Source organism: Chryseobacterium paludis (genome assembly GCF_025403485.1).
Lineage (GTDB): Bacteria > Bacteroidota > Bacteroidia > Flavobacteriales > Weeksellaceae > Chryseobacterium > Chryseobacterium paludis.
The window spans coordinates 3,624,214-3,648,608 of sequence record NZ_CP099966.1; the positions used below are offsets into that span (position 1 = coordinate 3,624,214).

Here is a 24,395-nt window from a genome sequence, read left to right on the forward strand (position 1 = left end):
GATACGACAATAAAAAAAGACCTTTCAAATTGCTTGAAAGGTCTCATGTATTTATAAAAGAGAAATTATTTATTAAAATCAATCTCTTCACCTGTATTCAGGTTTTCATTGACGTTCTCTTCTTTCTTACCAGAACTCGTTTTTGGAGTCTGATCTACTGGTTTTGGATTTTTAATTTCGTCAATGGTCTGAAGGCCTCCATCATCTCCATAGCCACCACTCAAACCTTTTAGGTCAGAACATCCGTCTTTCCAGTCTGATGGTTTTACAAATTTATCATCAGGAGTGATTCCTAAGCTTTTATCAGCCCAGACTTTTTTCATAAAGATAGCCCAGATTGGTAATGCCATTCTCGCTCCTTGTCCTTCACCAGTCCCAAAGAAGTGGGTCGCTCTGTCTTCCCATCCAACCCAGGCACCTGTAGCTAGTTTTGGAGTGATTCCCATGAACCAACCGTCTGAGTTATTCTGTGTAGTACCTGTTTTAGCAGCAATTTCTACTGCTTTTGAAATCCCTCTTCTTGAAAGTTCTCCTGAAGCGGTACCGAATTGTGCTACCCCTTTCATGAGTTCAATCATGGTATAGGCGTAACGAGGGTTCATTACCTCTTTTGGATCTACATTTACTTCTTTAATCACCCTTCCATTAGCATCTTCAATCCTCCAGATCATTTCCGGTTTGTTGTGGTTTCCATAATTAGCAAAAGTACTGTAAGCTCCTAGCATTTCATAAATCGTAATATCGGATGAACCTAAAGCAATGGTATTGTTTCTTGGTATTTCTTCCGTAACTCCCAGATCTCTGGCTGTTTGTATTACTGCATCTACCCCAGTCATCTCGATAAGACGTGCTGCAACCGGGTTTTGAGAATGAGCTAAAGCATCTTTTAGAGTTAGCATTCCTCCTCTACCAGGGACGTGCCATCCGTTGTGGTCATAGGTTCCATTTGAAACTGCTGAACAAGGAGTCATTCCTAATTTCATAATAGCAGTTGCATATACGAAAGGCTTAAATGTGGAACCAACCTGTCTCTTACCTTGTTTAATGTGATCATATTGGAAATGCTGCCAGTCAATTCCTCCTACCCAGGCTTTAATCTCCCCGGTTCCTGGAACCATAGACATTAGTCCTGCCTGAGCAATTTGCTTGTGATATCTGATAGAATCCCAAGGTGACATTTCAACTTCTTCTTCTCCATTCCATGTAAAACGTGATGTTTTTATAGGTTTATGGAATTCCATTAGAATTGAGTCTTCAGATACTCCCGCAGCTTTTAGAAGTTTATAACGTCCGGTTCTTTTCATCGCCTGTGTCATAACACCATTAATCTGCTTATCTGTTAAATAGTAGAATGGTCTGTTTTTTCTACCTCTTTGCTCCGCGTCAAATCTTTTCTGTAGATCAGTTAAGTGTTCCTTGATCGCCTCTTCCGCATATTTTTGCATTTTAGAGTCAAGGGTCACATATATTTTCAGCCCGTCTTTATAAAGGTTTAATTTTTTACCGGTTTCTTTCTCGTGATCTTTAAGATAGTTGTCAATCTCTTTTTTCAGATAAAACTTATAGTAAGCAGAATAGTCATCATTGATGTTTTTGATTGGATGGTAATCCAAGGTAATAGGAGTTGCTACAGCTTTACTATAGGTATCTTCATCAATATAACCTGTTTTTTGCATTTGCTCCAAAACAACATCCCTTCTCGCTTTTGCTCTTGTTTCATTACGCATTGGGTTGTTTTTTACCGGATTTTCCAACATGGCAACAAACATAGCAGCCTCAGGTAATGTAAGCTGACTTGTCGTTTTATTAAAATAAATTTTTGAAGCCATTTCAATTCCGTTTGCATTGTATAAAAAGTCAAACTTGTTGAAATATAATGTTACAATTTCTTCTTTTGTGTATCTTCTTTCAAGACTTACAGCAACCACCCATTCTTTTAACTTTTGGAAAACAGCTTTGATTTTATTATCTGCTCTTTTACCTGTGAAAAGCAATTTTGCTAACTGCTGAGTGATCGTAGAACCACCACCTCTTCCTCCACCAAAAACAACAGCTCTGGCAACGGATTGTAAATCAATTCCTGAGTGTTCCTTGAAACGCTCATCTTCTTTAGCCTGTAAAGCATAAACAAGAAAAGGAGGAAGGTCCTTGTATGTAATAGGTTGAGTTTTTTCTTTTTCAAATTTACCCAATAGAACACCATCCGAAGAATAAATTTGAGAAGCCACATAAATATCAGGATTTTCAAGCTCTTCTACATCAGGCATTTCACCAAGAAAGCCTTGAGAAACGGCAAAGAAAAGCCCTGAAATACCTAAGACAACAACAATAAGTCCAAGCCAAATAAATTTAGCCCATTTTTTCCAAGAAGTATTTTTTTTGGGTGGAAGTGGAAAGGTTTTTCCTTTGCTTCCTGTGTTTTTTTTGTTTTCTTCCATTTATGGTTACGGTTTAGCCGTTTCTATTTTTACTCCAATATCTTCAATCCCAGGAAGGAAGTCATTTCTCATTGCTTGTATTAATCCAATTTCATACTTCCCTTTTTCTGGAAATTTATAATTCAATTTATACTGAAAAAGAGTTTCCTTCGTGTCTCCAAAACCTGTACCAAGCCATTCTCCATTTGGTTTTGTAAGGACATAGTTTAAGGTATCTGTCTCTTTTTTCTTGTTCTGAAGATTAGTGAAATTAACAATAAACCTTATATTGCTGTAAGGGTAATTGTTATTATTTCTTACAACAAATATAATATTTTTAGGATTCTGTGGATCCGAAATTTCAAGATTAAATTTTTGCTCACTTTTCTTATTCCATTTGTTATCAACAGAATTCATTGTAACGTTTTCTCCTGAAGAATTGCAACTCAAGAAAAGAATAAGGGATAGTAATCCTAAAATTTTATGCATTGTTATCTTTTTTTGGAGGAAATTTCTTTTTAAATTTTTTCTTGTTCGGATTTTGTTGCGGTTTTTTGTCAGGATCAGATACAGCTTCTGCTTTTTCTAATTGAACTTTTGGCTGTTGAGGCCTTGGTTGTTTTGGATTGTGATTAGAATTTGCATTTTCTGATCTCTCAGGTCTTTCAGGTCTGTTTTTTCTAGGTCCCTGATTATTGTTTGGCCTGTTTTGATTGTTATTCTGATTCTGATTTCTGTTTTTATTGAAAGCTTTATTCTTTTTCTCAAACCTGTCAACGCTGTTTTCCTGAATCAAATCAATACTTTGTAATGGGATGTCAGGCTGTTTAAGATCTTCAAGTGGCAGAATCTTTTCACCGCGTTTATTTTTAGAAATAAACTGTTTTACAAGATCAATATCGAAATCATACCAAGCTACTGAACTGTCAACATAAGCGAACCACATTTTCTTTTTGAAAACATCAATTTTGATACAGAAAGCTCTTCCTTTTTCTGTATCTAATGTTGTTGATGAAGAAGGGAAATTGCTTAATGCATCAAGATAACTGTCCAATTCATAATTAAGACAGCATTTTAGCTTGCCACATTGTCCAGCCAGTTTTTGAGGATTAATACTAAGCTGCTGATATCTTGCAACATTCGTATTTACCGATCTGAAATCCGTTAGCCAGGTTGAGCAGCAAAGCTCTCTACCGCATGAACCGATACCCCCAATTTTTGCAGCTTCCTGTCTAAAACCGATTTGTTTCATATCGATCTTAGTTCTGAACGTTGAAGCATATTCTTTTATCAACTGCCTGAAATCTATTCGGTTATCTGCAGTATAATAAAATGTTACTTTCGAAGCGTCACCCTGATATTCAACATCAGTAACTTTCATTTCAAGCCCAAGACCGTGAGCAATTTTTCTTGCCTGAATCTTTACGCTATCTTCTTTTTTTCTTGCTTCCTGCCAAACTTCAATATCTTTCTGATTGGCCAATCTGTATATTTTTAGTGAGGTTTCTTCAGAAGATTTTTTCTTTTTCATCTGAATTTTCACTAATTCGCCGGTGAGACTTACCACACCAACATCATGTCCGGGACTCGATTCTACGGTGACTACACTACCTATATGTAAAGGAACATTATTTACATTTTTATAAAACGCTTTTCTGTCATTTTTAAATCTAACTTCTACAAAATCACACCTGTTAGAAGGAGGATTGTTGATGTTAGACAGCCAGTCGAAAACACTTAATTTATAACTATTACCACAGGTATTTACACTTTCACAACCATTCGCGGATTTCTTGGGTCCGCAAGAATGCGCAGAATCGCCGGATGTTTTACATCCACAACTCATATAACTAATATTTAATCTTGCAAATTTATATATTTTTATCTTTATGTAATTCTAAAAAATTCAAATATTCCATAACATCATTGTTTAATCTTAAACAAATATTACAATTGTTCAATAAAATATTATCAATGTGCTAGTATATATGCTTTTAGACTGATGTTTTCCCAAAGTGTTATTTTAAACATAATTTTCTTTTCCTGTAATGTTTAAAATATTAAGAAATATTAACAGACCTATTCAAAATAATTTTATATTTGGGTTATATAATAATAGTCTATGAAAAAAATATTAGTATCAACTGCTTTATTGGCAGGTGTTTTATCTTACGCCGGAGGCTTCAGAGTTTCCTTGCAAGGGGTAAAACAATTGGCAATGGCACATACTAGTGCTCATGCTGAAGATGCAAGTGTGGCGTTTTTTAACCCTGCAGGTATGTCATTCATTCCTTCTAAACTGAGTATAGTTGCCGGAGGATTTGGAGCAAGTAACAAAGTTACTTTTCAGAATTTGAATACTTTACAGAGTACAGAAACTGATAATCCTATTGGGACACCGATATATGCGGCTATTGCTTATAAACCGCTAGAAAATCTATCAGTAGGTTTTAGTTTTTCAACGCCTTTTGGTAGTACTATTGAGTGGCCAAATAATTGGGAAGGAAGAGAAATGGTTCAGAAACTAGAACTAAAAAGCTTTTATTTCCAGCCAATGGTTTCTGTAAAATTGGCACCATGGTTAGCTTTTGGGGCAAGTTATATTTATGCAAGAGGAAAGGTGGATTGGGATAAAGCTGTTACCCAGTTTGGAGGAGAGGTTAATATTAATGACGAAAAAGCAAGTGGACATGGATACGGCTTCGGTTTCTATTTCAGACCGGAAGAAAAACTTGATATAAGTATTGCCTACCGTTCACCTGTTGATATGAAAGCTAAAAACGGAACAGCAACATTTAAATTCCCATCACAATCTATCTATTCATTATTAGGTCTGGGTGCTAACGGACAGGATAGCTTTACGGCGACTTTACCTTTAGTAGAAGAATATACGGTTGGTTTAACATATAAAATTACTCCAAAATGGTTGGTTTCTGCCGACTTTAACTATCATGGATGGGAAAGATACAGCAAACTAACATTAGATTTTGCAAATGCTCCTATTGGAAATCAGCCAGGAGACCCAACAATTCTTGTTGCTCCTAAAAACTTTAGAAATTCAAAAACATTCAGATTGGGAACACAGTATGCATTCAGTGATATGATCTTTGGTCGTCTTGGTGCTTATTATGATGAATCTCCTTATTCTGATAATAACTTTATTGCTGAAACACCTTCGTTTAATACCTATGTAGTAACAGGAGGGGTAGGGTTTAAACTAAAGCAATTTGGAGTTGATATTGCCGGAGGGTATGCAATGCCTCAAGCCAGAGACGTAAATAATACCAATCTTGGTTTCGTTGGACAGGCTAAAGCTACCGCGTTCTATTTTGGTCTAGGCTTATCTTATAACCCATTTTAATTGAAAGACTATGAAAAAAATTATAATTTCTACAATCGCTGTCTCTGCTCTTTTATTTATGACAAGCTGCGAAAATGATTTTGATACGGATGTAAAAGATATCCAAGTGGATAAAGGTGAAGCAAACTTTTCTAAGTATGTTGCATTAGGTAATTCATTAACTTCAGGGTATAGAGATGGTGCTCTTTATTTAGATGGACAAAATGAATCTTATCCATCAATGATTGCTCAACAAATGAAACTTGTTGGAGGTGGTGAGTTTAAGCAGCCATTAATGCCAGATAATAACGGTGGGCTGATCTTAAATAGTCTTATAGGTCCAGTTCAGATTGCTAATACAAAATTATTTATTAATGCTTTTGTAAATGGGTCCCCGGATATTAAAAATGCAAATAATAATACTGCAACCGCAGTTGTTAATACAATTCTAACAGGTCCTTTTAATAATATGGGAGTACCGGGAGCAAAAGTAGCTCATTTACTGGCTCCGGGATATGGAAATATCCAAGGAATTCCGGCAAAAACAGCTAATCCTTATTTTGTGAGATTTGCTTCAAGTCCTACAACATCTGTAATAGCTGATTTTAAAGCACAAAATCCTACATTCTTTTCATTATGGATAGGAAATAACGATGCATTACTATATGCTCTTGCAGGAGGAGATGCTACAGTTGAAACACTTACACCGCCAGCACAGTTTACACAGTATTACAATGCATTAATTAATGAAATAGCATCAACAAATGCTAAAGGGGTAATAGCAAATATTCCAAGTGTTACTTCTATTCCCTCTCTAACGACAGTGCCATACAATCCTTTAACAGCAGCTGTTCTGGGAGGTGGTAATGTAACTGTTGGAAATGCAACTATAGATAACTTAAATACTAATTTATACGGTCCATTAAGTCAGATATTAACGGCTATTGGTGCTGGAGACAGAATAAAGCTACTTTCTAAAACGGATTCAAACCCTTTGCTTATCGTCGATGAAAGTCTGGCTCCTTTAAATAATCAGATTACCGGTGCAGCATTGGCTTCGGGCAACCCAACCCTAGTGGCTTTAGCGCCATATTTAGGGGCAACTTATGGTCAGGCAAGACAGGCTAAAGCTGGAGATTTGGTTCCTTTAACTTCAAAAGCTGAAATAGGAACACTTCAAACATTGCCTCCGGGAGTTCCTGCAGCACTTGGAGCAAAGGGAATTGCTTACCCATTTGCAGATAAATATGTGCTGACATTAACAGAAGTTACAGATGTAAATACGGCTATTGATGCTTACAATGTTACCATTAAGGCAGCAGCAGATTCTAAAGGATATGCATTTGTTGATGCGAATAAAAAAATGGTTGAGCTTAATAATCAATCTGGGATTTCATTTGATGGAGTAAAGTATACGGCTAAATTTGTAACAGGCGGTGCTTTCTCTCTTGATGGAGTTCACTTGACTGGTAGAGGATATGCCATTGTTGCTAATGAATTTATTAAATCTATTAACGCAAGGTATAAATCTACATTACCACAGATAAACGCGAACAATTATTCGGGAATAAAATTCCCTTAAAATATCAAAGAAATAAAAACTTAGAAACCACAAGAGTAATTCTTGTGGTTTTTTTTTAAATTTGCAAAATCTTAAAAAGTAAAAATGGCCGATCAGTTAAGTTATCTATTTAGTACAAGGACGAGTAAGGACTTGGCAGAGAAAATTGCTCAGTATTATGGGCAGGAACTAGGAAAAATAAACTTCCAGGAGTTTAGTGACGGGGAATTTGAACCTGTTTTAGACGAATCTGTAAGAGGAGGAAGAGTTTTTCTAATAGGATCTACATTCCCGCCAGCAGACAATCTTTTAGAACTTCTTCTAATGATTGATGCTGCAAAAAGAGCTTCTGCAAAAAGTATTACTGTTGTACTTCCATATTTTGGACTTGCAAGACAGGACAGAAAAGATAAACCAAGAGCTCCGATAGGTGCAAAGCTTGTTGCGAATCTTCTAACAGCAGCGGGTGCGACACGAATCATGACAATGGATCTGCATGCAGACCAAATTCAAGGGTTCTTTGAAATTCCGGTAGATCACCTTTATGCTTCCACTATTTTCGTAGATTATATAAGAGCATTGAACCTAGATAACCTTACGATTGCTTCACCCGATATGGGAGGAGCAAAGAGAGCTAAAAACTATGCCGGACATTTAGGTGCTGAAGTAGTAATTGCTTACAAAGAAAGAAAGAAAGCGAATGTAATAGAGGAGATGTTCCTTATCGGAGATGTAGATGGTAAAAACGTTATTCTTATCGATGACATGATCGATACTGCTGGGACACTTTGTAAGGCTGCAGATATTTTAATGGAAAAAGGGGCGAAAACTGTTAGAGCGATGGCTACTCATGGTGTGCTTTCAGGAAAAGCTTACGAAAATATTGAGAAGTCCCAATTGCTGGAAGTTATTGTAACTGACTCAATTCCTGTTAAAAATAATTTGTCATCTAAAATAAAAGTGCTATCTTGCGCCCCATTGTTTGCAGACGTTATGAAGATGGTTCATGAGCATCAATCAATCAGTAGTAAATTTGTTATCTAATTGATTATTTGCTGTTTGCGAGTTATATTTTAAACAAAATTTTAAATTTTTATAAATGAAATCTATTACAATTCAAGGTACAAAAAGAGAAAACGTGGGCAAAAAGTCTACAAAAGCTTTACGTGATGCTGAATTAGTTCCTTGTGTTGTTTATGGAGGTACAACAGGACCATTAAACTTCTCTGCTGAAGAGAAAGCTTTTAAAGGTTTGGTATATACTCCTGAAGCACACACGGTATCTATTGAGGTTGATGGACAAACAATTCCAGCAGTTCTTCAAGATATTCAGTTCCACCCGATTACGGACAAGATTCTTCACGCTGACTTCTATCAGTTATCTGATGATAAGCCAGTAGTTATGGAAGTTCCTGTAAGAATTACAGGTCGTTCTAAAGGTGTTGTGGCTGGTGGTGTTTTACGTCAGTCTTTCAGAAAGCTGAAAGTAAAAGCGATCCCTGCAAACTTGCCGGATGAGATCGTTATTGATATTACTTCACTTAAAATTGGTAACAAATTATATGTTGGAGGTATCAAAACTGAAGGTTATTCTTTCATGCACCCAGACAATGCAGTTGTTGTAGCTGTTAAGATGTCTAGAAATGCAATGAAAGGTGGTGCAGCAGCAGGTGATGATGAAGATGATGAAGAAGTTGTAGCTGAAGTTGAGGGAGGTGCTCCAGCAGCTGAAGAAACTGCAGCAGAATAAGAATTGCTTTAAACAATTATATAGAACCTGTCAATTTTTTTGACAGGTTTTTTATTTTAGATTACATCTATATTGGTATTCATTCTTTAGTCTTTCGGAAAAAAAGCTGTAAATTTGAAGTGTTCTAAATAAGAACGCTATAATTGTAAAATTTATAATAAATGTTTGACATTCAAGAAATACGAAGTCAGTTTCCTATATTAAATCAGCAGGTAAACGGTAAGCCTCTGGTTTACTTGGATAATGCAGCGACATCTCAAAAGCCCAATTCTGTTTTAGAAGTTTGGACTCAATATTATACTGAAATCAATGCAAATGTTCATAGAGGGATCCATACTTTAAGTCAGCTTGCAACAGAAGAAATGGAACTTTCAAGACGGAAGATTCAAAAATTCATCAATGCAAAATATGATTTTGAAGTAATCTTTACAAAAGGAACAACAGAAGGATTAAACCTCATCGCTTATATCCTTACACAGAAGTTAAAAAAAGATGATGAAATTATTATTTCGTACCTGGAGCACCATTCCAATATCGTTCCATGGCAATTGCTTTGCGAAAGAACAGGTGCGAAACTTCGTGTAATTCCAATTGATGAGAATGGTATTTTACAACTTGATTACTTAGATCAATATTTAAGCGAAAAAACAAAAGTAGTTTCTGTAAATCAGGTTTCCAATGCATTAGGAATTGTAAACCCTATTGAAGAAATTATTTCAAAAACAAGAAAGAACTCAGACGCTTATATTGTAATTGATGGTGCCCAATCTGCTCCACATTTTAAAATTGATGTTCAAAAATTAGATTGTGATTTCTTTGTATTTTCAGGACATAAAATGTATGCACCAATGGGTACAGGTATTTTATATGGAAAACAAGAAGTTCTGGAATCTTTGCCACCATTCCATGGAGGAGGAGAGATGATTGCGGTATGTTCATTTGATGGCACAACTTACGCAGGACTTCCGTTTAAGTACGAAGCTGGAACTCCGAATGTGGGTGGGAATATTGCATTAGGTGCTGCTGTTGACTTTATAGAAAGAATTGGACAGGAAAATATTCAAAGACATGAAAACATTCTTTTGGAATATGCTCAAAAACAACTTTTGGAAATTGAAAGCCTTAAAGTTTATGGAGAGAAAGCACATAGAACGGGAGTTGTTTCTTTTAATCTGGAAGGAATAGGGATTTCCTCTGACGTAGGGATGATCTTAGATAAAATGGGGGTCGCAGTGAGAACCGGACACCATTGCACACAACCTATAATGGATTTCTTTAATATCGCGGGAACAGTGAGAGCAAGCTTCGCGGTTTACAATACTTTTCAGGAAATTGACTTACTCGTTGAAGGGGTGAAAAAAGCGAAAAAGATGTTGGGTTAAAAAACAAAAAAGCAGTTGAAAAACTGCTTTTTTTATTAATAGCTATTCCCAAGGAACACAATAGCATCTTCCTTGGATAATGACCTGATAATATCCATACGCACATTCAAGGCAGATTTCACCTCCGGCTATAATTTTCTTCATTTCTTTTTTGTCTAATTTTTTCATAGTGATAGGTTTAATGTATTAGTAATCAAATATAAAAATAAATCTCATTAAATAGAGAATTGTGCTTTTGAGACTCAAATAGCAGAAATACAAAGAGAAATTAAATATTTGTTTTTAATATTTATATGTTTATTTTCCGTCATAATCGTATATAATGTTAAATTTTATAATTAAATGAATATTAATGTTTAATTTTATTATCACTAATAAAATTTGCCATGAAGAAATATTTACTTTTACTAGTAGCCTGTGGAATATGTAATGCACAGGTGTTTTCTGAAAACTTTAACGGAAATGCTTTACCTGCGGGTTGGACAATAGATAATCCTGATACCGCTTATAATTGGGGAGTGGGTATGCAAAGTGGGTTCGCTTCATTTCCCAGTGGTGCTGCATTTTTTGATGATGATGAGGCAGGGCCTAATGGGATCAATACCAATGCGAGATTAGTTTCTCCGGTGATCAATCTTTCGGGAGTTACAAATCCGAAATTGTCATTTAAGTATGCTAACCAGATTTACATTGATGATACCGTCTTAAAAGTGGAAGTGTTTAATGGGACATCGTGGGTGCAGGTGTTTACACATTCAGGGGATGCGGGCGATTGGACTATTGACCTGGCTACACTAACTTATATACTGACAAGTTATGTTGATGCGACGGATATAGATCTTAGTCCTTATGCTAATGCTAATTTTAAATTGAGGTTTGTATATGATGACGTTGGAGATTATTCCTTTGGAACAGTAGTAGATGATGTTGTTATTACGGCAGGAACTCTAGGGACAACAGAGGTTTCAATGAAAAATGAAATGCAAGTCTATCCTAACCCAGTAAAAGATTTTGTTCATATCCAATCCAATAACCTGAAATTTGATTCTAAAGTTACGGTGCTTGATATGTCTGGTAGAAAAGTTAAAACTTTTATAGGGCTATCTGATGGCTATAATCTTTCAGATCTACCAAAAGGAAGTTATCTGATTCTGATAGATGATAAAAAAGAAATAATCAGTAAAAAGATTATAAAAGAATAAAAAAAATAAGAAAGCCTCCTGATCAGGAGGCTTTCTTATTTTTTTATGGTTTCCATTCTACTACGGCTCTGATAAATGCTTCTGCATTTTCGACAGGAATATTTGGTAAAATACCATGTCCCAGATTAGCGATGTATCGGTCTTTTCCAAAACGATGAATCATTTCATTTACCATCTTCTTGATCGTTTCCGGTGTTGAATGTAATCTTGCAGGATCAAAATTTCCCTGAAGGGTCATTGTATGGTTCGTCAGCGTTCTTGCAAATTCAGGTTTGATCGTCCAGTCAACTCCTAAGGCAGAAGCTTTAGACATGGTCATATCTTCCAAAGCAAACCAGCATCCTTTTCCAAATACAACAACATGAGAAAGTGGACTTAGAGCCTCAACAATCTGATTGATATATTTCCATGAGAATTCCTGATAATCTTCAGGAGAAAGCATCCCGCCCCAAGAATCAAAGATCTGTACTGCAGAAACTCCTTTTTCTACTTTTCTTTTTAAATAAGCTATAGTGGTATCTGTAATCTTCTGAAGTAATAAATGAGCTGCTTCCGGTTGTTGGAAACAGAATGATTTTGCAATATCAAAAGCCTTACTTCCTTTTCCTTCTACACAGTAACAAAGGATCGTCCATGGAGAACCCGCAAAGCCAATCAAAGGAATTTCATTATCTAATTTTATCAACGTTAATTCGATTGCATCAAAAACGTATCCTAAAGTATCATTTACATCTGGAACAACTACATTCTGAACCTGTTCCATTGTTCTGATCGGATTATCCAACCAAGGGCCAACGGATTCTTTCATTTTAAAATCAATTCCCATTGCTTGAGGAACCACTAAAATATCAGAAAATAAAATTGCAGCATCTAAAGGAAATCTGCGGATCGGCTGTACTGTAATTTCAGCAGCTAATTCCGGAGTCTGACATCTTGTGAAGAAATCATACTTGTCACGAAGTGCAATGAATTCAGGCAGATATCTTCCTGCTTGTCTCATCATCCATACGGGAGGTCTTTCTACGGTTTCTCCGCGAAGTGCTTTTAAATATAGGTCGTTCTTAATCATAATTTATTTTAAACTAATACTTCGATAAGATTGATTTTACAATCATTATTTATCGGTTATTATTAATTTCTCTTCTGATCATTTCTAAAATTGAAATTAGATTATTGCCTTCAGAAGTAAAAATTCTTTCTTGAGTGTACTTTTTTAATTCATTGGATGTAGTTTCTCCTATTGAGAAGAGCTTCATATGGTTCAATGAATTTTGTTTTGCAAAACTACGAACTCCACTCGGACTGAAAAAAACTATAGCATGATATTTTTCAGTAATCAAAGGATTAATTTCCTCTGTGTTATAAACCGTGGTTTTCTGATATTTAATGTTTTGTAATGGCAGGTCTTTATCTAGAACATCGATTGCTAAATTTCCACAAAAATGTACAAACCTTTCGTGTGGGCAATGTCCAATGATAAATGCTGAAAGAGTTTCTGCATTTTTTAAAACTTTAAAAGTCCCAAAGCCATGTTTTCTTAATTCCCGCTTCGTTTTTTCTCCTACACAATAAATCTTATTGTAATTTTTGGCAGTAAAATTTTCGTTTGGTTTAAATTGATTTCTAAAGAAAGACGTCACCCCTTTTGCACTTGTGAAAATGAGTGAATAATTCTTTAGATCAAAAGGTTTTACCACTATAGGGATGGTCTTAATTACTTCAATACAATCGACCAAGATGTCTTCTCCTAATTCTTTGGATAAAACAGATGGGTCTATATTTTTGGTAAATAAGATTTTCATGATTTAAAACTTGGTGAAGTAGAAAAGAAAGAGGGGGTCTATATTTGGCTTTTAATTTCTGCCATCAGTTCCTTACCTCCGTTTTCAAGAACTATTTTTGCGAATTTTTCTCCAAAATTTTCAGAATCATTATAGATAAAGCTTTCATCTGTGGCAATACAATTTTTACCATCTAATGAACATAATGCTGCTTTAAAACGAATCTGATCATCAAATATTTCAGCAAAAGCCCCAATGGGTGCAGTACATCCACCTTCAAGAGTGCTTAAGAAGTTTCTCTCGATCTCAACACAGATCTGAGTTTGTTTGTGATTGATCTTGCTTACAATTTCGTTGATTTCTTTTTTATCCGAATGTCCAGCAATTGCAATAACCCCCTGAGAAGGTGCTGGAATCATTAAAGGAAGCATTTCATAATCAATGTCCATTTTCATTCTTTTAATGCCGGCCAAAGAAAGGATGGTGGCATCAAAATCCTGTTCTTCTAATTTTTGAAGACGTGTTTGGATATTCCCACGAATATCAGAAAATATTGCATCAGGATAGTACTTCAGCCAAAATGCTCTTCTTCTTAAGCTGCTTGTCGCCAGTTTCAGCTCATGAAACTCTTTATTTTTAGCGTCTTCTTTTCTTATTAGAACGTCTTGTGGAAAATCTCTCTCCAAATAAGCAATAAGCTCAAGATGTTCGGGTAATTTTGTAGGAACATCTTTTAAAGAATGTACGGCGATATCTATTTCATCATTTAATAATGCAGTATCCAGATCTCTTGTGAAAACACCAGTGATCCCTAAAGCGTAAAGGGGCTGGTTAAGATTTTTATCACCCGAAGAGAGGATTGGAACAATCTCAGTAGTATAATTGTTATTCTGCAAATATCTTGCAACTTCTCTTGCCTGCCAAAGTGCAAGTGCGGAATTTCTCGTTCCTATTCTAATGCTTTTCATTGAATTCGTTGTTTGGTTGTTCAACTAATATTTCGTGCATTAATTTACTAATTTCTTCGGCTTTCCAAGGGTTGTCTATGATGTATTTTGCAAAACGGCTGGTAATTTTCTGGATCATCTTCTCAGAAAGTGCCATATCGTCTATATTGATGTATTTATTTTTTCTGTAGAACTGGTGCATCTCATTACGTTCCATATTTTTTAAAACCGCTTTGAAATGATGAATATTAGGAGCTAGTTTTCTCTTTTTCTCCCATTCAAGAAAATCTTTTGCCATTTCCTTGATGATAAGTTCTGCTTTAGGAATTTCTTTTTCCCTTTGTTGAATCGTCTCCTGGATCTGCTTTGAAAGCTCATCCACATCAATTAATGTTACATTTTTATTATTGGTAACATCTTTCTCAACGTTATGGGGAATAGAAAGATCGATGACCAAGGTTTCTTTTCCGTTTGGAAAATGAGAAGCATTCACAATAGGATGTTTTGCTCCAGTTGCAACGATCAGGATATCTGTGCTTTTCAGCTCCTTGTCAAAGTCAGCATAATCAACATGAGGGATATTGTATTTCTCAGAAATTTTCTCGGCCTTCTCTTGAGTTCTGTTGGTGATCTTTATTTTTGGCTGATAAACATGTTTTACCAAATTCTCAACCGTATTTTGTCCAATTTCTCCTACTCCTAAAAGTAAGATATTCTTTTCGGTAATTCTTTTCTGATTATTTAAAATATAATGAACTGCGGCATAAGAAACCGAAGCTGCACCATTGGAGATCCCAGTCTCATTTTTAATTCTCTTTGAAATCTGAATAGCAGAATTAATAGCTCTTTCCAAATAGGGGTTAGAGTTTTGTCTTTCCTTTTTAAAACGGCTATATGCCTTTTTAATTTGTCCAATAATTTCAAAATCTCCAATAATCTGGCTTTCAAGACCAGCAGCCACTCTGAAAAGATGTGTTAAAGCCTCTTCTTTGGTTAGGATATTGGCAAATAATAGGAAATCAGTGATATTAACACCAATCGTTTTGCAATATTCCTCAGCCACTAAAAGATAATTGGATGTAGTAGTGTAAATTTCGGTTCTGTTACAAGTTGAAACCACAAAAGCATCCCCTAAATTTTCATCATGAATTCGGGTAACGAAATTTTTTATGTTTTCATCAAAAAATGCAAACTTTCCCCGTGTTTCTCCATCAGCTTTTTCGTAGCTTATGGAAAGTACCGCGAAATTTGAAGTTTGATGTGTATGAGAGTAGTGTAACATATCCGGCGACAAATTTACGTTTTTTTTAATTAAAGACTTTCTGAAATTGTGTATGATAATTATCGTAAAAAACTATAAATCCGCTGCTGTTCTGACTTTGAATTTAATATTATAAGAAATTAAATTGACCGTTAATAAATAATTTCAAATTTTAATAAAATTTTAACCAAATTATATGCTTATCAAATTTCATTGGTAGTGTTTAATTTATATCTTTGTAAACTTAAATCAGAAGAAAAATATGAGTTTATTCGATATGTTTACGCAAGAAATTGCGATAGACTTGGGAACTGCTAACACACTTATCATCCATAATAATAAAATTGTTATAGACCAGCCGTCAATTGTTGCAATTGAACGATCTACTGGCAGGCCGATAGCTGTGGGTGAACAGGCTAAACATATGCAGGGTAAAACTCATGAAGATATCAAAACCATCCGTCCTTTGAAAGACGGGGTAATTGCAGATTTTCATGCTTCTGAACACATGATCAAAGAATTTATCAAAAAAATTCCTGGAATCAAAGGTAAATTTATTCAACCCGCTTTAAGAATCGTAATCTGTATCCCTTCAGGAATTACCGAAGTGGAAAAAAGAGCAGTAAGAGATTCTGCACAAAAGGTGAATGCTAAAGAGGTTAGGCTTATTTATGAGCCAATGGCAGCAGCAATAGGAGTTGGAATTGATGTTCAGAAACCTGAGGGGAATATGATCATTGATATAGGCGGGGGTACTACTGAAATTGCAGTTGTAGCTTTAGGAGGTATCGTTTGTGATAAATCTGTAAAAATTGCAGGTGATGTATTTACAAATGATATTGCTTATTTCCTGAGAACACATCATAATCTTTACATTGGTGAAAGAACTGCTGAGAGAGTGAAAATTGAAGTAGGATCGGCTGTTGAAGATCTGGATGTTGATATTGAAGATATCCCGGTACAAGGTAGAGACCTTATTACTGGTAAGCCTAAAGAAATTATGGTAGGTTACAAAGAAATTGCCCGTGCATTAGATAAATCTATTATCAGAATTGAAGATGCTGTAATGGAAACTCTTTCTTTAACGCCTCCTGAATTGGCTGCTGATATTTATAAAACAGGTATTTATCTTGCTGGAGGTGGTGCATTGTTAAGAGGTCTGGCAGACAGATTACACAAGAAGACAGGTCTTCCTGTTTTTGTAGCTGAGGACCCGTTGAGAGCGGTAGTTCGAGGGACAGGGATTGCACTTAAGAATATGGATAAATTCAATTTCTTAATCAAATAATTTTAACTTTTTACGATACTATCTGAATGGGATTTTTGCTGAGATTATTTTCGAAGAACGCTCTTTTTGTCTTCTTTATTTTCTTGCAAATTATTGCTCTGGTTCTTATATTCTCCAAAAATGCCATGCAGAAATCCTGGATCGCTGGTCAATCGGCCGCTTTAAATTCTTGGGTTTCAGGGTATATTGATGAGGGAGTTTCTTACTTGAAGCTGAAGCAGATCAACGAAGATCTTGTTGCTCAGAATAAAGCATTAATGATTGAACTGTATGGAAAAGATGGCGCAAAAAAACCTGTTTTTAGAAAAGTTCATGATACTTTAGGAGGTGGGCAGATCTATACATTTGTGGATGGCGAAATCGTTTTCAACAGTATAAACAGAAGAAATAATTATTTTACGATCAACCGGGGTCGAAGAGATGGCGTATTTCCTCAAATGGGAGTTATGGCGCCAAAAGGAGTAGCCGGAATCGTTATTAATTCTACAGATAGCTATGCGTTAGTTCAGTCGGTTTTAAGTGTAAACCGGATCAGAATTAATGCAGCTTTAAAAAAATCAGGATATTTTGGGACATTAACGTGGAGTGGTGATAACTCCAGAGTTATGCATTTATCAGATGTTCCCAAATATGTTGCCTTGAAAATCGGAGACACCATTGTTACTGATGGTAAATCTGCAATTTTTCCGAAAGGTGTTATGATTGGTACTATTGCGGGATACTCCGTAGATAATAAAACAGGGTTTTGGGACATTTCAGTAGAACTAAGCGAGAAGATGGGTTCTTTAAGTAAAGTATTTGTTGTAAAAAGTCTGAAGAAAGCTGAGGTTCAAAAGATTCAAGATACATTACAGGCAGTAATAAAAAAGGAAAATGATTAGCAGAACACTATTTACGGATATTTTAATCATGATTTTTCTTGTTGCATTACAGATTTTTGTTTTGAACAGGATCACGCTGTTCGGAAAATACACTCCGGTGTTATATCCTGTATTTGTCATGTTTTATCCTTTCTTTAGAAATAAATTTCAATTTTTAGCATTAAGTTTTTTAATAGGTCTTTCTATAGATGCTTTCTTATATTCGTGGGGAATCAATGCCCTTGCAACTACACTCATCGCGTATTTCAGAACATTGATTTTTAGGACGTCTACCGACACGTCCACTGACTTCTTTTCATTTCAATCCCTTCAGTGGGGGCAGTTTTTACTGTTTCTTTTTTCAAGTATTTTCTTGCATCAGCTTTTAGTACAGTATATTGAGTTCTTTAAGTTCAGCAGGTTTTTTGAAATATTATTTAATGTGTTGGTAACAAGTGTAATTTCCTTTATATTTATAGTTATTTACGCATTAATATTTAAAATCAAACAAAAAGTTTGAACACACGCTATTTAAAAATCTTTGCAGTTGTTGCCGTTATTGCCCTGATCTTTGTGGCAAGGCTTGCTTATTTACAACTATTTACAGACAGGTATGCTTTGAATGCAGCCAATACATCTATTAAGATAGAATACGTTATCCCACAGAGAGGGGTGATTTTTGATAGGAATGGTAAAATTATGGTAGGCAACCAGCCTGCCTATGAGATTTCTTTTACTCAGGCTTTAATGAAGCCTGATTTCGATACTTTGGGATTCTGTAATTTAATGAAGATCAGTAAGTCTGATTTTATTAAAAAGATCAATTCAATAACCAAAGAGAAATATTATTCCAAGCTGACACCGATGACTTTTATCAAAGATCTCAGCAGAGAAGATATTGCCAGGGTTCAGGAAATTATATTTAAATATCCTGCGTTTAGTATCGTTTCGAGACCTCAGCGTCAATATGAAGTTTCCACTTCCGGAAACCTTCTGGGATATACCAGTGAAGTCAATGAAAGGGATATTAAAAAAGATTCTGTTTATTATCTTCCTGGAGATTTCATTGGAAAAACCGGTGTTGAAAAATCATATGAAAAAGAGCTTCGCGGAGTAAAGGGGATGAAATATATCCAAAAGGATATCAGACTCCGAAACATTGGCTCATATAAAAATGGAGCACTGGATAAAGATGTAATTACAGGAAAGGATATTACCTTAACCATCGATTATGATCTTCAGAGAATGGCCGAAGAAATGATGGTTAACAAACATGGGGCAATTGTCGCCTTAGACCCTAATAATGGTGAGGTTCTAGTTGCAGCAACTGGTCCGGATATTGATCCTAATCTTTTTACAGGGCCCTCCAAATCAAAAAATCTATACGCTTTATCAAAAGATACACTTTACGAAAATAAACCCACATTTGATCGCTCTTTACAAGCTGGTTATCCACCAGGGTCTACTTTTAAACTGCTTACTGCTTTATCTGCAATGCAGATGGGGGTAATGGATGAAAATACAATCTTTCCTTGTGGAGGAGGATTTAATTATAGAGGATTAAGGATAAAAGGCCACGGTGGTGCAATTCCTTTGATCCCTTCAATTCAGGTTTCCAGTAACTGTTATTTCTCCTATGCATTTTTGGCTATTGTTAATAAATATCCTGGAAATCCTTCAAAAGGAGTTGATGAATGGAAGGCCATTATGAGTAGCTTCGGAGTTGGAGAATTTTTAAATAATGATTTTGCCGTAGGAGCAAAAGGAAGGATTCCATCTGGAGAATTTTATGAAAAAAGAATGAAGAACATTCTTAAGGCTAGTGGTTCTAAAAAAGACTATAAAAACTGGGATGTTTTAGCAACTGGTGCAGTTTTCAATGGGATGGGACAAGGTGATGTTATGGTTACTCCTCTTCAATTGGCAAATTATGTTGGAGCTATTGCTAATAAAGGATGGTACTATACACCGCATATTGTAAAATCCATTGACGGGAAGCCCAATCCTGATCCTAGATTTAAAAAGAAACATAAAACTTTAGTTGATCCTAAACACTTTGGTCCAGTTCTAAAAGGAATGGAGGCTGTGGTTTTAAATGGTACAGCAAGGGGATTAAAATCAAACGATTTTACCCAATTAGCAAAAACAGGAACAGCTCAGGTTCCTCAGGGTAAGGACAATTCTATTTTTGTATTGATTGCTCCTGCAGATAAGCCTAAAATTGTTGTAGTTGCGGTAATGGAACATGCCGGATTTGGAGCAACATGGGCAGGGCCAGCTAGTACTGTAATCGCAGAAAAATATATTACCGGTGATCTGAAAAGGGAGAATCTTTATAAAAAGATGACCTCAGCCAGTTTTATGCCTGAATATAAAAGACAATGGATTGTTGATTTAAAACGTAAAGGTTTATATAAAGATCCAAAACTGGATTCTGTGAAGCTTAAGAAAATGCAAGACAGCTTAGATTTTATCAAAAAGCAAAAAGAAAAATTGCAGAAGCAGATAGACGCAGAAACTCAAACTAAAAAAACCAAAGAGCAATGAAATGGACAGAAGGATTAGATAAATTAGGTCTGGGTCTGTATTTCTTGCTTTGCATTTTTGCAATAGCAAATATCTACAGTGTTGAGCCTGCCAGTGGAACCAGACAGGCTGTTTGGTTTGGAGTATCTGTTTTTGTTGGTTTAATTATTTTCTTTACCCGGACTAAGTTCTTTGAAAACATGGCTGGGATCATTTATATTATTGGAGTTCTATTGCTGATCGGCTTATTTCCTTTTGGAAAAGAAGTATTGGGACAGAAGAACTGGTATAAATTTGGACCTTTAAGTTTACAGCCGGTTGAATTTGCCAAATTAGGAACAGCATTAATGCTGGCTAATTATGTGTCAGGACCCGATTTTAATTTAAGTAATAAAAAGTCTCTCCTAACGTCTTTAGCAATTGTAGGAATCCCTGCAGTAGTGGTATTGGCAATTCCGGATGTTGGGTCATTGCTTGTTTTCGTGGCTTTTTTTATCGCTTTATATAGAGAAGGATTAAGTGGATTATTATTTGGAATTGGATTTCTATTTGCTTCGGTTTTCTTAGTTTCATTAGCCGTAAATCCTATTTATGTCACTATTGCTATTTTGATAATTGCTGGAATTTTAATAGCCCTGAACTATTATAAAATGTCCTGGGATGTTATTTCGATTTCGAGTATTGCGGGATCCATTATCCTGCTTTGTGGTTTGGCTTTTGCAACACCATACGTTTTAGAAAAACTGCCGAAACACCAAAGGGAGAGAATTGAGGTTCTCTATAAAGGTGAAAAAGCTTTTAGAGATACTTCGGGATATAACCTTCTTTATTCTAAAACGGCGATTGGTTCTGGAGGGCTTTTGGGAAAGGGATATCGTGAAGGATCTGTGACTCAGGGGAAGTTTGTGCCTGAACAAAGTACCGATTACATTTTCTGTACAGTTGGTGAAGAATGGGGTTTTGTAGGAAGTGCAGGTTTGGTATTGTGTTATATGCTCTATATAGGGAGAATTTATTATCTCGCAGAAAAGCAGAAATCTACTTTTAACAGGGTATTTGGTTATTGCTTTGCCTCGATCCTACTGATGCACTTTTCAATCAATTTAGGGATGGTTATGGGGCTTTTTCCAACTGTTGGGATTCCATTGCCTTACTTTAGTTATGGAGGAAGTTCATTGTTGGCCTTTTCTACCATGACTTTTATCTTCTTTAAACTAAATTATTCTGATAAGAATAGCTTGGTTTAAATCTTATCATTACCAAGAATTACTTAAAACGGCTTTATGAAGGAAGCATATATTTCAGACCAAAGTTTTGATGCTATAAATTTTGGGCAGTCTCCCTTGGAAAAAGGAGAATATGAAAACTGTATTTTCAGCAATTGTAATTTTGAATATGCAGATCTTTCAGAATTTAGATTTACAGATTGTGAATTTATTGGATGTAATATGAGTATGGCCAAGCTGGTTTCAACAGCATTTAGAGACGTATATTTTAAAGACAGTAAAATGTTCGGTTTACAGTTTAACGATTGTATTGAATTTGGACTTTCTTTTAGATTTGAAGGTTGTTCTCTGAATAACTCTACTTTTTATAAAACCTCCTTAAAGAAAACCTCTTTTAAAAATTCAAAGCTTATTGAGGTAGATTTTGAAGCTTGCGATCTGTCAAATGCATTCTTTATGAATTGTGATTTGTCGGGAGCAATCTTCGAGAATACAAACCTTGAGAAGGTTGATTTTAGGAGCTCTTTTAATTATACGATCAATCCTGAATCCAACAGGCTTAAAAAGGCAAAATTTTCACTTTCTGAAGTTCATGGTCTCTTATATAAATTAGATATAGAGATCGAAAGGAATAGCTAGTTAAGAGCCTTAAATAAAATAAAAGAAAAAGCCATCAAATATATTTGATGGCTTTCATTATTTAAATCAATTATTTAAAATTAAAAACTTGTCGCTGTTGATGCTGTAGTTGCAGCTAAGTTGTTATATGCATCACCTTCTTCATTGATCACTCTTTTTGCAAATCTGAATTTCGGACCCCAATAAGAATCATTAAGCGACGAAATCATAACTCCTTTTGAAGTGGCTGCGTGAATAAATTTAATTTCACCATCTTCAGAAACACTTTCTACAATACCTACGTGAGAAATTCTTCTTCCATGTGAAAAGAAAATCAAGTCTCCTTTTTGTAAGTTTTCCTTTTCGATTCTTTCTCCTTCCTGAGATTGAGAAGCCGCTACTCTTGGTAAACTAAGACCTGCTGCAGCACCGAATACAGAAAGAACGAAAGCTGAACAATCTATACCGTTTCTTGTTGTTCCTCCATATCTGTAAGGAGTTCCCAGGTACGTTTGAGCTTCGTTAAGGATATTGTCGATTGTTGTATTGTGTTTGATTGCTTTTGCAATCTCAGAATTTTTTAAAGTATTTTTTGCGTTGTTTAAAACGGCTGCCTTCTCAGAGATAAAAGAATTGATTAATTGCTTCTTATCCTGCTCCATTTTCTTGGTATCAATAGAAGCTAGTTTGGCATCTGTTTTGTATTCTTTAGTGTAAGTTGCTGGTTTTGCAACAACGTAGTTGGTAACGCATGATTGCAATGATACAGTAGAGACTAAAGCAACTAAATAAAACAAAACTCTTTTCTTCATATATATTTGATTATCCGTGTTAAATAAGGAATATTTATTTCTAAAAGCATTACAAAAGTAGAGATTCCAACTTGAAGAGCTTTGATATGATTAATATCAGGTTCTTACTTTAACACATTTTAACATATTATTTACGTATGTTAAAGAAAAACAAACCGCAACATCCCTTTTTTGGTGATACTGCGGTTTTTTTTATTAAGATTCTTTAACAAAGTAAATGGTGATTCCTTTGTTATTGGGATTATTTTTGTTTCTAATCAAAAAATGAATAAAAATTCCTATTAACAGGATATTAAGATTAATCTATTTTGAGAGCTTCACTTTTATGTTCTGTCCATCACGGATTTCTTCAGTGGCTAATTTGATAATTACATCATTAGGGCTCACCGGTCCAATAATCGTAGTTGTGTCGGTATTTGAAATGCCTGCTGTAACGGGTATCCAATGTGCTGTGTTTTTTTCTACTCTGATAACGAATACCCCAAGCGTAGAATTTAATACGGCTGATGTAGGAACAGACAAGGCTTTATTATTGTCATTTAGAGGCAGGATTACATTAGCAACCATTCCCGGTAATAGCTTCTTATCTTTGTTGTAGACATCCATTTCTACAGACTGGGAACGTAAACGATTATCCAACGCGCCTGCAAACCTTGATACCTTAGCTGTAAAGGTTTCTCCCGGGATAGACTGTACAGAGAATTTTATCTCCCCATCTTTATTAAGACTTCCTGTATAAGACTCCGGAACATTCACCACCAAACGTAATTTATTTTGTTGTACTAAACTAAAGAGTGGGAGTTCAGATCCTTTTCCTGATGGACCTACATAAGCTCCGGCGCTTACATTTCTCGTTACAATATTTCCACTGAATGGGGCTTTGATCTGTAAATAATTCTTGACATCCATTACTTCCCGATAAGAAGCTTTCGCTGCTTCCAGTTGAGCGATATCAGACTGTTGTGCAGCAAGAGCCTGCTCAAGATCAAGAGCAGATATTGTTCCAGGTGTTTTGCTTGTTTCTTTCAATCGGTTATATTTTGCCTTGCTGGCAATATATATTGCTTCTTTTGATTTTAATGTGGAAGCAGCAGCATTTTGTTGTGCATTCATCTCAGGTGCTTCTAATGTTGCTAGAAGTTGTCCTGCAACTACCTCATTTCCTACATCCACATATAATTTCTTAACGAAACTGCTTATTTTAGCATAGACATCAACTTTTTGAAAAGGTTGAAGCTCACCGGGAATGGTAGTAGATGATGCAAAATCTCCTTGTTTTGGATTAATTGCTTCTATTTCCGGTGCCGATGGAGTTGTTGTTTTTTTTACTTCAGCTTTGTTCTGCTCACAACTCTGTAGGCTGAAAAGTAGAACTGCAACTGGAATAACATATTGATATAATCGATTCATAATTAAATTTTTAA

At 35.4% G+C, this 24,395-nt stretch carries 22 protein-coding genes; 12 read left to right on the forward strand and 10 right to left on the reverse strand.

All coding sequences use genetic code 11. The features are described 5' to 3' along the window. Nucleotides 1-65 precede the first annotated feature (65 nt). From NG806_RS16490 to NG806_RS16500, 3 genes are read right to left on the reverse strand one after another with little or no spacing between them, the layout of a single operon-like run. Complete coding sequence (locus NG806_RS16490) at nucleotides 66-2,438, reverse strand: transglycosylase domain-containing protein (protein WP_261510696.1); 2,373 nt, start codon at nucleotides 2,436-2,438, stop codon at nucleotides 66-68. A gap of 6 nt (nucleotides 2,439-2,444) precedes the next feature. After that, on the reverse strand, nucleotides 2,445-2,906 hold the full coding sequence (locus tag NG806_RS16495) for a gliding motility lipoprotein GldH (protein ID WP_214830346.1): 462 nt from the start codon (nucleotides 2,904-2,906) through the stop codon (nucleotides 2,445-2,447). Then, the gene (locus NG806_RS16500) at nucleotides 2,899-4,263 is read right to left on the reverse strand and encodes a PSP1 domain-containing protein (RefSeq protein WP_214830348.1); all 1,365 of its coding nucleotides are present in this window, start codon (nucleotides 4,261-4,263) and stop codon (nucleotides 2,899-2,901) included. The genes NG806_RS16495 and NG806_RS16500 overlap by 8 nt, the downstream gene beginning before the upstream one ends. 276 nt (nucleotides 4,264-4,539) lie before the next feature. On the opposite strand from NG806_RS16500, the gene NG806_RS16505 reads away from it, so the two are divergent. From NG806_RS16505 to NG806_RS16525, 5 genes are all read left to right on the forward strand, one after another. Continuing rightward, complete coding sequence (locus NG806_RS16505) at nucleotides 4,540-5,778, forward strand: OmpP1/FadL family transporter (protein WP_214830355.1); 1,239 nt, start codon at nucleotides 4,540-4,542, stop codon at nucleotides 5,776-5,778. A gap of 10 nt (nucleotides 5,779-5,788) precedes the next feature. Next, nucleotides 5,789-7,339, forward strand: coding sequence for an SGNH/GDSL hydrolase family protein (locus NG806_RS16510; protein WP_214830357.1), 1,551 nt, complete (start codon nucleotides 5,789-5,791; stop codon nucleotides 7,337-7,339). Between the two features lie 84 nt (nucleotides 7,340-7,423). Beyond that, nucleotides 7,424-8,362 (forward strand): ribose-phosphate pyrophosphokinase, encoded by a 939-nt coding sequence (locus NG806_RS16515; RefSeq protein ID WP_214830359.1) that lies wholly within the window; start codon nucleotides 7,424-7,426, stop codon nucleotides 8,360-8,362. 55 nt (nucleotides 8,363-8,417) lie between these two features. Next, on the forward strand, nucleotides 8,418-9,068 hold the full coding sequence (locus NG806_RS16520; RefSeq protein WP_214830361.1) for a 50S ribosomal protein L25/general stress protein Ctc: 651 nt from the start codon (nucleotides 8,418-8,420) through the stop codon (nucleotides 9,066-9,068). 161 nt (nucleotides 9,069-9,229) lie between these two features. Beyond that, nucleotides 9,230-10,450, forward strand: a complete 1,221-nt coding sequence (locus NG806_RS16525; protein WP_261510702.1) for a cysteine desulfurase — start codon at nucleotides 9,230-9,232, stop codon at nucleotides 10,448-10,450. Nucleotides 10,451-10,492: 42 nt separating this feature from the next. Here the strand turns inward: NG806_RS16525 and NG806_RS16530 are convergent, their stop codons facing one another. Next, entirely contained in the window at nucleotides 10,493-10,618 is a 126-nt protein-coding gene (locus NG806_RS16530; protein ID WP_214830365.1) for a GNAT family acetyltransferase, read from the reverse strand. A gap of 218 nt (nucleotides 10,619-10,836) precedes the next feature. Between NG806_RS16530 and NG806_RS16535 the strand changes: the two genes are divergently transcribed. Further along, nucleotides 10,837-11,652, forward strand: a complete 816-nt coding sequence (locus tag NG806_RS16535; RefSeq protein ID WP_214830366.1) for a T9SS-dependent choice-of-anchor J family protein — start codon at nucleotides 10,837-10,839, stop codon at nucleotides 11,650-11,652. Between the two features lie 43 nt (nucleotides 11,653-11,695). Here NG806_RS16535 and hemE read toward each other — a convergent pair whose 3' ends face one another. The 4 genes from hemE to hemA are packed head-to-tail and all read right to left on the reverse strand — an operon-like array spanning nucleotide 11,696 to nucleotide 15,662. Beyond that, nucleotides 11,696-12,721, reverse strand: coding sequence for a uroporphyrinogen decarboxylase (gene hemE / locus NG806_RS16540; protein WP_214830369.1), 1,026 nt, complete (start codon nucleotides 12,719-12,721; stop codon nucleotides 11,696-11,698). 49 nt (nucleotides 12,722-12,770) lie between these two features. Beyond that, nucleotides 12,771-13,454 carry a uroporphyrinogen-III synthase gene (locus tag NG806_RS16545; RefSeq protein ID WP_261510704.1) on the reverse strand — a complete coding sequence of 228 codons (684 nt, stop codon included), beginning with the start codon at nucleotides 13,452-13,454 and terminating at the stop codon, nucleotides 12,771-12,773. A 38-nt stretch (nucleotides 13,455-13,492) separates the two neighbouring features. Further along, entirely contained in the window at nucleotides 13,493-14,401 is a 909-nt protein-coding gene (gene hemC, locus NG806_RS16550; RefSeq protein WP_214830373.1) for a hydroxymethylbilane synthase, read from the reverse strand. Continuing rightward, the gene (hemA, locus tag NG806_RS16555; RefSeq protein ID WP_261510705.1) at nucleotides 14,388-15,662 is read right to left on the reverse strand and encodes a glutamyl-tRNA reductase; all 1,275 of its coding nucleotides are present in this window, start codon (nucleotides 15,660-15,662) and stop codon (nucleotides 14,388-14,390) included. Before hemA ends, hemC begins: the two co-directional genes overlap by 14 nt. 241 nt (nucleotides 15,663-15,903) lie before the next feature. Here hemA and NG806_RS16560 point away from each other — a divergent pair, with 241 nt between their 5' ends. Genes NG806_RS16560 through NG806_RS16585 form a run of 6 tightly spaced genes read left to right on the forward strand, consistent with a single transcriptional unit; the run spans nucleotide 15,904 to nucleotide 22,180 of the window. Then, on the forward strand, nucleotides 15,904-16,929 hold the full coding sequence (locus NG806_RS16560; protein ID WP_034680746.1) for a rod shape-determining protein: 1,026 nt from the start codon (nucleotides 15,904-15,906) through the stop codon (nucleotides 16,927-16,929). A gap of 26 nt (nucleotides 16,930-16,955) precedes the next feature. Continuing rightward, nucleotides 16,956-17,810, forward strand: a complete 855-nt coding sequence (gene mreC, locus NG806_RS16565; protein ID WP_214830377.1) for a rod shape-determining protein MreC — start codon at nucleotides 16,956-16,958, stop codon at nucleotides 17,808-17,810. Then, nucleotides 17,803-18,309, forward strand: coding sequence for a rod shape-determining protein MreD (locus NG806_RS16570; protein ID WP_089028523.1), 507 nt, complete (start codon nucleotides 17,803-17,805; stop codon nucleotides 18,307-18,309). Before mreC ends, NG806_RS16570 begins: the two co-directional genes overlap by 8 nt. Further along, nucleotides 18,306-20,336, forward strand: a complete 2,031-nt coding sequence (locus tag NG806_RS16575; RefSeq protein WP_261510710.1) for a peptidoglycan D,D-transpeptidase FtsI family protein — start codon at nucleotides 18,306-18,308, stop codon at nucleotides 20,334-20,336. The genes NG806_RS16570 and NG806_RS16575 overlap by 4 nt, the downstream gene beginning before the upstream one ends. Further along, complete coding sequence (rodA, locus tag NG806_RS16580) at nucleotides 20,333-21,562, forward strand: rod shape-determining protein RodA (protein ID WP_214830381.1); 1,230 nt, start codon at nucleotides 20,333-20,335, stop codon at nucleotides 21,560-21,562. Before NG806_RS16575 ends, rodA begins: the two co-directional genes overlap by 4 nt. A 36-nt stretch (nucleotides 21,563-21,598) precedes the next feature. Continuing rightward, a complete protein-coding gene (locus NG806_RS16585) occupies nucleotides 21,599-22,180 on the forward strand; it encodes a pentapeptide repeat-containing protein (RefSeq protein ID WP_261510712.1) in 582 nt (193 codons plus the stop codon). 80 nt (nucleotides 22,181-22,260) lie between these two features. On the opposite strand, the gene NG806_RS16590 is transcribed toward NG806_RS16585, so the two are convergent. Continuing rightward, nucleotides 22,261-22,971, reverse strand: a complete 711-nt coding sequence (locus NG806_RS16590; RefSeq protein WP_214830412.1) for a C40 family peptidase — start codon at nucleotides 22,969-22,971, stop codon at nucleotides 22,261-22,263. Between the two features lie 303 nt (nucleotides 22,972-23,274). After that, on the reverse strand, nucleotides 23,275-24,381 hold the full coding sequence (locus tag NG806_RS16595) for an efflux RND transporter periplasmic adaptor subunit (protein WP_261510716.1): 1,107 nt from the start codon (nucleotides 24,379-24,381) through the stop codon (nucleotides 23,275-23,277). Between the last annotated feature and the right edge of the window lie 14 nt (nucleotides 24,382-24,395).

Coding starts and splice junctions, on each gene's coding strand:
- NG806_RS16490 (WP_261510696.1), bottom strand. CDS start 2,438: ATGGAAGAAAACAAAAAAAACACAGGAAGCAAAGGAAAAACCTTTCCA.
- NG806_RS16495 (WP_214830346.1), bottom strand. CDS start 2,906: ATGCATAAAATTTTAGGATTACTATCCCTTATTCTTTTCTTGAGTTGC.
- NG806_RS16500 (WP_214830348.1), bottom strand. CDS start 4,263: ATGAGTTGTGGATGTAAAACATCCGGCGATTCTGCGCATTCTTGCGGA.
- NG806_RS16505 (WP_214830355.1), top strand. CDS start 4,540: ATGAAAAAAATATTAGTATCAACTGCTTTATTGGCAGGTGTTTTATCT.
- NG806_RS16510 (WP_214830357.1), top strand. CDS start 5,789: ATGAAAAAAATTATAATTTCTACAATCGCTGTCTCTGCTCTTTTATTT.
- NG806_RS16515 (WP_214830359.1), top strand. CDS start 7,424: ATGGCCGATCAGTTAAGTTATCTATTTAGTACAAGGACGAGTAAGGAC.
- NG806_RS16520 (WP_214830361.1), top strand. CDS start 8,418: ATGAAATCTATTACAATTCAAGGTACAAAAAGAGAAAACGTGGGCAAA.
- NG806_RS16525 (WP_261510702.1), top strand. CDS start 9,230: ATGTTTGACATTCAAGAAATACGAAGTCAGTTTCCTATATTAAATCAG.
- NG806_RS16530 (WP_214830365.1), bottom strand. CDS start 10,618: ATGAAAAAATTAGACAAAAAAGAAATGAAGAAAATTATAGCCGGAGGT.
- NG806_RS16535 (WP_214830366.1), top strand. CDS start 10,837: ATGAAGAAATATTTACTTTTACTAGTAGCCTGTGGAATATGTAATGCA.
- hemE (WP_214830369.1), bottom strand. CDS start 12,721: ATGATTAAGAACGACCTATATTTAAAAGCACTTCGCGGAGAAACCGTA.
- NG806_RS16545 (WP_261510704.1), bottom strand. CDS start 13,454: ATGAAAATCTTATTTACCAAAAATATAGACCCATCTGTTTTATCCAAA.
- hemC (WP_214830373.1), bottom strand. CDS start 14,401: ATGAAAAGCATTAGAATAGGAACGAGAAATTCCGCACTTGCACTTTGG.
- hemA (WP_261510705.1), bottom strand. CDS start 15,662: ATGTTACACTACTCTCATACACATCAAACTTCAAATTTCGCGGTACTT.
- NG806_RS16560 (WP_034680746.1), top strand. CDS start 15,904: ATGAGTTTATTCGATATGTTTACGCAAGAAATTGCGATAGACTTGGGA.
- mreC (WP_214830377.1), top strand. CDS start 16,956: ATGGGATTTTTGCTGAGATTATTTTCGAAGAACGCTCTTTTTGTCTTC.
- NG806_RS16570 (WP_089028523.1), top strand. CDS start 17,803: ATGATTAGCAGAACACTATTTACGGATATTTTAATCATGATTTTTCTT.
- rodA (WP_214830381.1), top strand. CDS start 20,333: ATGAAATGGACAGAAGGATTAGATAAATTAGGTCTGGGTCTGTATTTC.
- NG806_RS16585 (WP_261510712.1), top strand. CDS start 21,599: ATGAAGGAAGCATATATTTCAGACCAAAGTTTTGATGCTATAAATTTT.
- NG806_RS16590 (WP_214830412.1), bottom strand. CDS start 22,971: ATGAAGAAAAGAGTTTTGTTTTATTTAGTTGCTTTAGTCTCTACTGTA.
- NG806_RS16595 (WP_261510716.1), bottom strand. CDS start 24,381: ATGAATCGATTATATCAATATGTTATTCCAGTTGCAGTTCTACTTTTC.